This is a genomic window from Pseudomonas sp. FW305-28, from assembly GCF_017351395.1.
Lineage (GTDB): Bacteria > Pseudomonadota > Gammaproteobacteria > Pseudomonadales > Pseudomonadaceae > Aquipseudomonas > Aquipseudomonas fluorescens_AA.
In genome coordinates this window covers 1-7,089 of record NZ_JACNDD010000226.1, presented here as the reverse complement: position 1 = coordinate 7,089, position 7,089 = coordinate 1, and the positions used below count along the sequence as shown (strand labels likewise).

At 59.9% G+C, this 7,089-nt stretch carries 9 protein-coding genes; 5 read left to right on the top strand and 4 right to left on the bottom strand.

The features are described 5' to 3' along the window. Positions 1-1,031: TIGR00730 family Rossman fold protein (locus tag J4E53_RS29150; protein WP_207268252.1), on the bottom strand; the 1,031-nt coding region annotated here is incomplete at its 3' end. 454 nt (positions 1,032-1,485) lie between these two features. Here J4E53_RS29150 and J4E53_RS29145 point away from each other — a divergent pair. Next, entirely contained in the window at positions 1,486-1,680 is a 195-nt protein-coding gene (locus J4E53_RS29145; protein WP_003198357.1) for a hypothetical protein, read from the top strand. Here J4E53_RS29145 and J4E53_RS29140 read toward each other — a convergent pair whose 3' ends face one another. Further along, on the bottom strand, positions 1,681-2,103 hold the full coding sequence (locus J4E53_RS29140) for a quorum-sensing-regulated virulence factor family protein (RefSeq protein WP_003198359.1): 423 nt from the start codon (positions 2,101-2,103) through the stop codon (positions 1,681-1,683). 184 nt (positions 2,104-2,287) lie between these two features. Here J4E53_RS29140 and J4E53_RS29135 point away from each other — a divergent pair, with 184 nt between their 5' ends. The 3 genes from J4E53_RS29135 to J4E53_RS29125 all read left to right on the top strand — a co-directional run bounded on the left by J4E53_RS29135 (position 2,288) and on the right by J4E53_RS29125 (position 4,336). Next, the gene (locus J4E53_RS29135) at positions 2,288-3,034 is read left to right on the top strand and encodes a tRNA-uridine aminocarboxypropyltransferase (RefSeq protein WP_103311209.1); all 747 of its coding nucleotides are present in this window, start codon (positions 2,288-2,290) and stop codon (positions 3,032-3,034) included. 213 nt (positions 3,035-3,247) lie between these two features. Continuing rightward, complete coding sequence (gene erdR, locus J4E53_RS29130) at positions 3,248-3,901, top strand: response regulator transcription factor ErdR (RefSeq protein ID WP_060738944.1); 654 nt, start codon at positions 3,248-3,250, stop codon at positions 3,899-3,901. Between the two features lie 72 nt (positions 3,902-3,973). After that, positions 3,974-4,336 (top strand): diacylglycerol kinase, encoded by a 363-nt coding sequence (locus J4E53_RS29125; RefSeq protein WP_053118952.1) that lies wholly within the window; start codon positions 3,974-3,976, stop codon positions 4,334-4,336. A gap of 4 nt (positions 4,337-4,340) precedes the next feature. On the opposite strand, the gene J4E53_RS29120 is transcribed toward J4E53_RS29125, so the two are convergent. Further along, a complete protein-coding gene (locus J4E53_RS29120; protein ID WP_060738943.1) occupies positions 4,341-5,267 on the bottom strand; it encodes a LysR family transcriptional regulator in 927 nt (308 codons plus the stop codon). 121 nt (positions 5,268-5,388) lie between these two features. Between J4E53_RS29120 and fpr the strand changes: the two genes are divergently transcribed. Beyond that, positions 5,389-6,168, top strand: a complete 780-nt coding sequence (fpr, locus tag J4E53_RS29115; protein WP_003184787.1) for a ferredoxin-NADP reductase — start codon at positions 5,389-5,391, stop codon at positions 6,166-6,168. 203 nt (positions 6,169-6,371) lie between these two features. Here the strand turns inward: fpr and tsaA are convergent, their stop codons facing one another. Then, entirely contained in the window at positions 6,372-7,070 is a 699-nt protein-coding gene (gene tsaA, locus J4E53_RS29110; protein WP_060738942.1) for a tRNA (N6-threonylcarbamoyladenosine(37)-N6)-methyltransferase TrmO, read from the bottom strand. Positions 7,071-7,089: the final 19 nt, after the last annotated feature.

Below are 7,089 nucleotides of genomic sequence, written 5' to 3'. Positions count from 1 at the left end.
AACTCCCTCAAACGACCATGATTGCGGGCGTTGAAGGTAAACGTCAGGCGTGTCAGGTGACTGAACCGGGCCTCGTCGTGCTCTTCACCGCTGTAGTCATGTTGATGAAAACAGTCGTTCAGGCACAGGTCGGCGAAATCTACCTGCATCTGCTGCAGTGCCTGTTCGCTTAGCTTGTGATTCATGCGGATCACGAACTGATGCTTGAGCCAGCGACTGGAGTGGAAGTTGCGGTAGAACTGATTGATCTCCTCCACGGCCTCTTCGGCGTTGTACACCAGGCGCATGAGCTTCATGTCGGTGGGCAGGATGTAGCGATTCTCTTCCAGCTGCTCGCGGATAAAGTCCAGGGCGCTTTGCCAGAACCTGCCCCCGGGAACATCCAGCAGGACCACCGGTACCAGTGGGCTTTTACCGGTCTGGACCAGCGTCAGGACTTCCAGCGCCTCATCCAGCGTGCCGAAACCGCCAGGGCAGAGCACCAGCGCATCGGCCTCCTTGACGAAAAACAGCTTGCGGGTGAAGAAGAAGTGGAACGGCAGCAGGTTCGACGTGCCTTCGACGGTCGGGTTTGCGTGCTGTTCGAAAGGCAGGGTGATATTGAACCCCAGGCTATGGTCACGTCCCGCGCCTTCATGGGCAGCGGCCATGATGCCACCGCCGGCACCGGTGATGACCATCATGTCCGAGCGGGCCAGCGAAGCGCCCAACTCTCGGGCCAGGCCGTACAGCGGATGTTCGATAGGCGTTCGGGCCGAGCCGAAAACCGTGACCTTGCGCCGGCCCTTGAATTGTTCGAGCGTACGGAAGGCGTGTTCCAATTCCCTCAGGGTCTGCAACGTGATCTTGGCATTCCAGCGGTTGTGATCTTCCTGGGCCATGCGCAGCACAGTCAGGATCATGTCTCGGTAAATGGGGAGGTTGGGGCTGTTGGGAGACACCAGGTTGAGTTGTTCTTCGACCTTGCGGGTGAGGTCGTGGCCGTGGTTCTCAAAATGACGACTGAGCAGGTCATTCGGTTTATAAGGCATTCAACTTCTCCTTCTTAACAAAACCCTGGCCCGGATGAGAGATTCATCAGGGCCACGACACTTCGTGTGTCGCCGTCAGCCCAGGCAGCGGCCTGGAGGTTGACCTGGCTTGACGCGGTCTGCAGCACGGCGACCAAGCCATCCAGCGGGTTCTGTTTTTCCCTTTTGATGAAAACAAGCACGCCAAGGTGTTGGCCGGGCAGCCTCTTTCTGCCCGATGCAAATACTCAGAATACTTCTGAATCTAGCCGATCTTTGCTGTCCTGATCATGGCGCTCAAAAGTGACCGTTGGCAACCGCTGGATAAGTGCACCGCAATATCGCACCGCTCGTCAGATTGCCGGCCGGGTGTGTGCCGCTCTGATTTACTGATAACAAGCGTGCCAATGCAATTTGGCGCTCAGGGCTGGTGCTAGGTGATGGATTGAAGCGGACGGGCATGGAGGCGGGAGAGATGACCAGGGTGACTCTGGAGCTCGACAGGCAGTTGTACTTGATGCTGTTGGAATCGGCACAGGCCAATCGGGTGAGTCTTGAGGAGGAATGCTGTCGTCGACTGGGAGGGCGGGCATGGCGCTCGCGCTACCTGCAGGCGCTGGTAGCGGAATTGCGCGCCGACGATGAGCAGCGGCGCGCAAGCTCGGGTTGATTACTTCTTCGTCTTGGCGGGTTTCGGGCAATCCGATTCCTGGAAGCGCTCGGTCGCGACCGGGCGGTTGGTCTTAACCTCGGTGAATTCGTAGCGCATTGTCGCGCCCTTGGCCATCAACTTGCGGAAGCCCGGATTGGTGCACACCGTGGAGCCCAGCTGGAAATACACGGCCTTGGGGTCTGCGCGCATTTTCTGGGCATGGCTGCTTTGCACGCTGAGGTGGTTGATCAGCTCGGTGCCTTCGACGGTATACCCCTGGTCGAGAATGTCTTCGTTGATCGCCCGCGGCGTACCGACGCTACTTTCCTTGGCAACGTTCTGCAGCATCTTGTTCAGTTCGAGTTCTTTCAGCGAGGCAGCCTGAGCGCTGAAGGACGTCGCCAGCAGAACGGCAACGGTAGGGACGATAAGGCGCAGCATGAAACTCTCCTGGTTCAGTGACTGGTGGTTCGACCGATCACATGACTGTGCGTTCAGTGGCCGGGGATTATAGGGGAGCCCGGGTGGACGGTACAGGCTCGTGCGCTCTGGTAGACTGCCGGCCTTTATTGCCCTGCCGAGTGTTGTTCGTGTCGAGTTTTCCTGTCTGTCGGCGTCGCCTACGATGAATCACGCCCCTAACGCCGTAGCCCGCCTGCGCGACCAGCGCATCGATGAAGGGATCAGGCCGATCCAGGCCCGAGGCTGGCGCGCCCCCCGTTGCAGCGCCTGTCGGGTGATCGAGAGCCATTGCCTGTGTGCCTGGCGTCCGAGCGTCGAAACCCGTTCCGGGGTCTGCCTGATCATGACCAACAAGGAAGTGTTCAAGCCGAGCAACACCGGTTGGCTGATCGCCGATGTGGTGCGTGACAACCATGCGTTCATCTGGTCGCGCACCGAGGTCGATGAGCAACTGCTGGCGTTGCTGAACGATCCGCAATGGCAGCCGTACCTGGTGTTTCCGGGTGAATACGTCGAGCCATCGCGGGTCACCCACACGGTGGACCTCGATCAGTCCAAGCGCCCGTTGTTCATTCTGCTGGACGCGACCTGGACGGAGGCGCGGAAGATTTTCCGTAAGAGCCCGTATTTCGACCGGCTGCCGATCCTGAGCCTGCTGCCCGACAAACTGTCGCGCTACCGCTTGCGTCGTTCGACCCGTAGCGAGCACCTGTGCACTGCGGAAGTGGCGGCGTTGTGTCTGGAACTGGCGGGGGACAGCGACGCCGCGTCGGCCCTGGAGGCCTATTTCGATGTGTTCAGCCAGCATTACCTGGGCGCCAAGGGCCAGCAGGAGGTCAACGTGTCGACCCCGGCCCATGCCGAGTTGCAACCCTTCATTCGTACGCCGCACACAGTATTGGCTCAATAGTGGCCCATACTGGACTCAGGGGCGGCCGTGCTGCTTGACCACCCCGGCTTCGCTGGGCATGCTTGGCGCCGACCAGGGCGCCGACCGTATTTGAAACGTCATGTTTGGCGTTGCACGTGCCCCTGTGGATGCCGCCGCAGGGCGGTGTCTTGAGTTGTCTTGGCGAGGCGCGAATGCATCGGGCCTGCCATTAAAAACAGGATCATTTGAAAAATGGCCACATACGAAATCCTGATTGCCGATGACCACCCGCTCTTTCGCAGCGCGTTGCATCAGGCAGTGACCCTGGGCCTTGGCCCGGATGTCCGATTGACGGAGGTGGCCAGTATTGCCGAACTGGAAGTCCAGTTGACGGCGAAGTCCGATTGGGACCTGGTGCTGCTGGATCTGAACATGCCCGGTGCCTATGGTTTTTCAGGGCTGGTGCTGTTGCGCGGCCAATACCCGCAGATCCCCGTGGTCATGGTCTCGGCCCAGGAAGAAGCGTCAGTGATGGTCAAGGCCCGGGAGTTCGGCGCCAGTGGTTTCATCCCCAAGTCCAGCTCCCTTGAAATGATTCAAAAGGCCGTGAAGGCGGTCCTGGACGGCGATGTCAGCTGGCCACCCCAGGCGTTTGAAGCCGTGAGCGTGTCCGAAGAGGCCAAGGCCGCCAGCGCGGGCCTGGCCAGCCTCACGCCGCAGCAGTTTCGGGTGTTGACCATGGTCTGCGAAGGCCTGCTGAACAAGCAGATTGCCTATGAACTGAACGTGTCGGAGGCCACTATCAAGGCCCACGTCACGGCGATCTTCCGTAAACTGAACGTACGCACCCGGACCCAGGCGGCCTTGCTGCTGCAACAACTTGAGTCAATTTCGCCGCCGGCTTAGTGTTCGGGTTCACGCTTTTTTGACCGGGTTTGAATTAGTTTCTCCACTCCTTTTCGATCAGTTGCTCACTCTATGTCACCTTTTAAAGGCCAGACCGGCCTGAAACGCATCCTCAACGCCTCCGGCTATTCCTTGGACGGGCTGCGCGCGGCTTTTGTCGGCGAAGCGGCTTTCCGTCAGTTGGTGTTGCTCAACGTCGTATTGATTCCGTTGTCGTTCTTCCTGAACGTCAGCCGTGTCGAACAGGCGCTGTTGATTGCCGTGTGCCTGCTGGCATTGATCGTGGAATTGCTCAACTCGGCGGTGGAGGCGGCCATTGACCGCATCTCCCTGGAGCTGCACCCATTGTCGAAAAACGCCAAGGACATGGGCAGCGCTGCCCAGTTCGTCGCCCTGACGATGATCGCGTTGGTGTGGGGCCTGATCCTGCTGTAACGGCTCAGGCAATGGCCGGCAACACGATTTCGTCGCTGCGCTGGGCCCCGGCGGTAAACGCCCGGCACAATTCGAGAAATTCGCGCATGGCTGAGGTCTGGTACTTCTGTTTGTGCCAGATGAAATAGAACTGCCGCGCCAGGTCCATATCCGGTGTTTCCACCGCGACGAGGCTGCCGCGGCGGAAGGCGTCGCGCAGGGCCAGGCGTGAGATGCAGCCAATGCCCAGGCCGGATTCAACGGCGCGCTTGATCGCTTCGGTGTGTTCCAGCTCCAGGCGGATGTTCAACGCGCTGCGGTGGTGGCGCATGGCCTGGTCGAAAGTCAGTCGTGTGCCCGAACCCTGTTCCCGCAGAATCCAGGCTTCACGGGTCAATTCCTCCATGGTCGCCTGGCCGCGTTTGGCCAGCGGGTGTTGAGGGGCGCAGAACACCACCAGTTCGTCCTCCACCCAGCTTTGCACTTCGATGTCCGGATGGCTGCAGTCGCCTTCGATTAGACCCAGATCAATTTCATAGTGGGCAACCTGGTGCACGATATTGGCAGTGTTCTGCACATGCAGCTTCACCTGGCTTTCCGGATGGCGCTGCATGAACCCGCCGATCAACAAGGTCGCCAGGTAATTGCCGATGGTCAGCGTCGCGCCGACCGCCAGTGAGCCGAAACCGGACTTGCCATTGAGCAGGTCTTCGATCTCCTTGGCCTGGTCCAGCAGCGCCACTGCCTGGGGCAGCAGCTGTTTGCCCAGGGCATTGAGGCTCAGGCGTTTGCCGGCACGGTCGAACAGCTGGCAGCTCGATTGCCGCTCCAGTTCGGTGATGGAGGTGCTGGCCGCCGACTGCGACAGGTTGAGCTGGCCCGCAGCGCGAGACACGCTTTCTTGCTGGGCGACGGCGACGAAGACTTGAAGTTGACGTAGAGTAAATCGCATATCGATATAACCGATAACCCTTATCTTAATAATCCATTTAACAGATATTGTCGCCGCCATTAGAATGCGATGCAATTGCGCAGATTATCGGCGCAGGCATCATTCCCAGGAGTCCCCGTACATGAGCAACATGAACCACGAGCGTGTCCTCAGTGTTCATCACTGGAACGACACTCTGTTCAGCTTCAAGTGCACCCGCGATCCGGGCCTGCGCTTCGAGAACGGTCAGTTCGTGATGATCGGCCTGCAACAGCCCAACGGCCGCCCGCTTATGCGCGCTTACTCGATTGCCAGCCCGAACTGGGAAGAGCATCTCGAATTCTTCAGCATCAAGGTGCCCGATGGTCCGCTGACTTCCCAGCTGCAGCACCTGAAGGAAGGCGACGAGATCATCATCAGCAAGAAACCCACCGGCACCCTGGTGCTGGACGATCTCAAGCCTGGCAAGCATTTGTACCTGCTCAGCACCGGCACCGGCCTGGCGCCGTTCATGAGCGTCATCCAGGATCCGGAAACCTATGAGCGTTTCGAAAAAGTGATCCTGTGCCACGGCGTGCGTTACGTCAATGAAGTCGCTTACCGCGAATTCATCACCGAGCACTTGCCGCAGAACGAGTTCTTCGGCGAAGCCCTGCGTGACAAGCTGATCTACTACCCGACTGTGACGCGCGAGCCGTTCGAGAACGAAGGCCGCCTGACCGACCTGATGCGCAGTGGCAAGCTGTTCCGCGACATCGGCCTGCCACCGATCAATCCGCAGGACGACCGCGCGATGCTGTGCGGCAGCCCGAGCATGCTCGACGAGACCAGTGAAGTGCTTAACAGCTTCGGCCTGACCGTTTCGCCGCGTATGCGCGAGCCGGGTGACTACCTGATCGAGCGGGCGTTTGTAGAGAAGTAAGCTGTTGTGGCGACTGATAGATCGCCATCGCGAGCAAGCTCGCTCCCACAAGGGATGTTCATTGAACACAGATTCTCTGTTCACAACAGACCCAGTGTGGGAGCGAGCTTGCTCGCGATGGCAGCGACTCGGTCCAACTGACTGAGCATAAAAAAGCCCGCGCCGCCTGATAAAGGCCGCGCGGGCTTTTTCGTTTCCGGGTTTTATCTACCGGCAGGAACGACTTCCAATACTCGGATCACCCCCGGTTGCGGGTAATGCCAGCGAACGTCCACATCCCAGAACTGCGCACCGTATTCCCGTTCGGCTGTGGGCATCTGGTACGCCGGGCGCGGGTCTTGGGCCAGGCATTGTTCGATCAGCTCCACCAACGGCTCTTCCAGGCGCGTGGCATGCTCGTGTGCTTGAACCAGGGCGGTGTCCGCCCATTGCACCGCAATCAACTCAGGCGCGGCGCTGGCGATGCGGTTGGAGGCCGAGGGGATGATATCGGCGTAGGGCACGTAGGGCTTGATGTCGAGCACCGGCGTGCCGTCCAGCAAATCGATACCCGAGAGCCACAGGCGCCCGGTTTCGACCCGTTCCAGCTTCACCACCGACTGCCCAATGCCGTTGGGGCGATGGGTGGCGCGGGTGGCGAACACGCCCATGGACTTGTTGCCGCCCAGGCGTGGCGGTCGCACTTTCAAGCGTGGCTTGTCCTCCAGGGCTTGGTGGAACAGGAACAGCAGCCAGACATGGCTGACCTGCTCCAGGCCTTGCACCGCCTCGCCCTGGTCGAACGGCGCCACCAGCTCCAGCACACCGCGTGCGGCCGGAGCCAGTTGCGGTTGGCGGGGGATGGCGAACTTCTCCTTGAAGCAGGAGCGGACGAAGCCGATGGGAGAGACGCTGTAGGTCATGGGTTGGGATCGAGGCGAG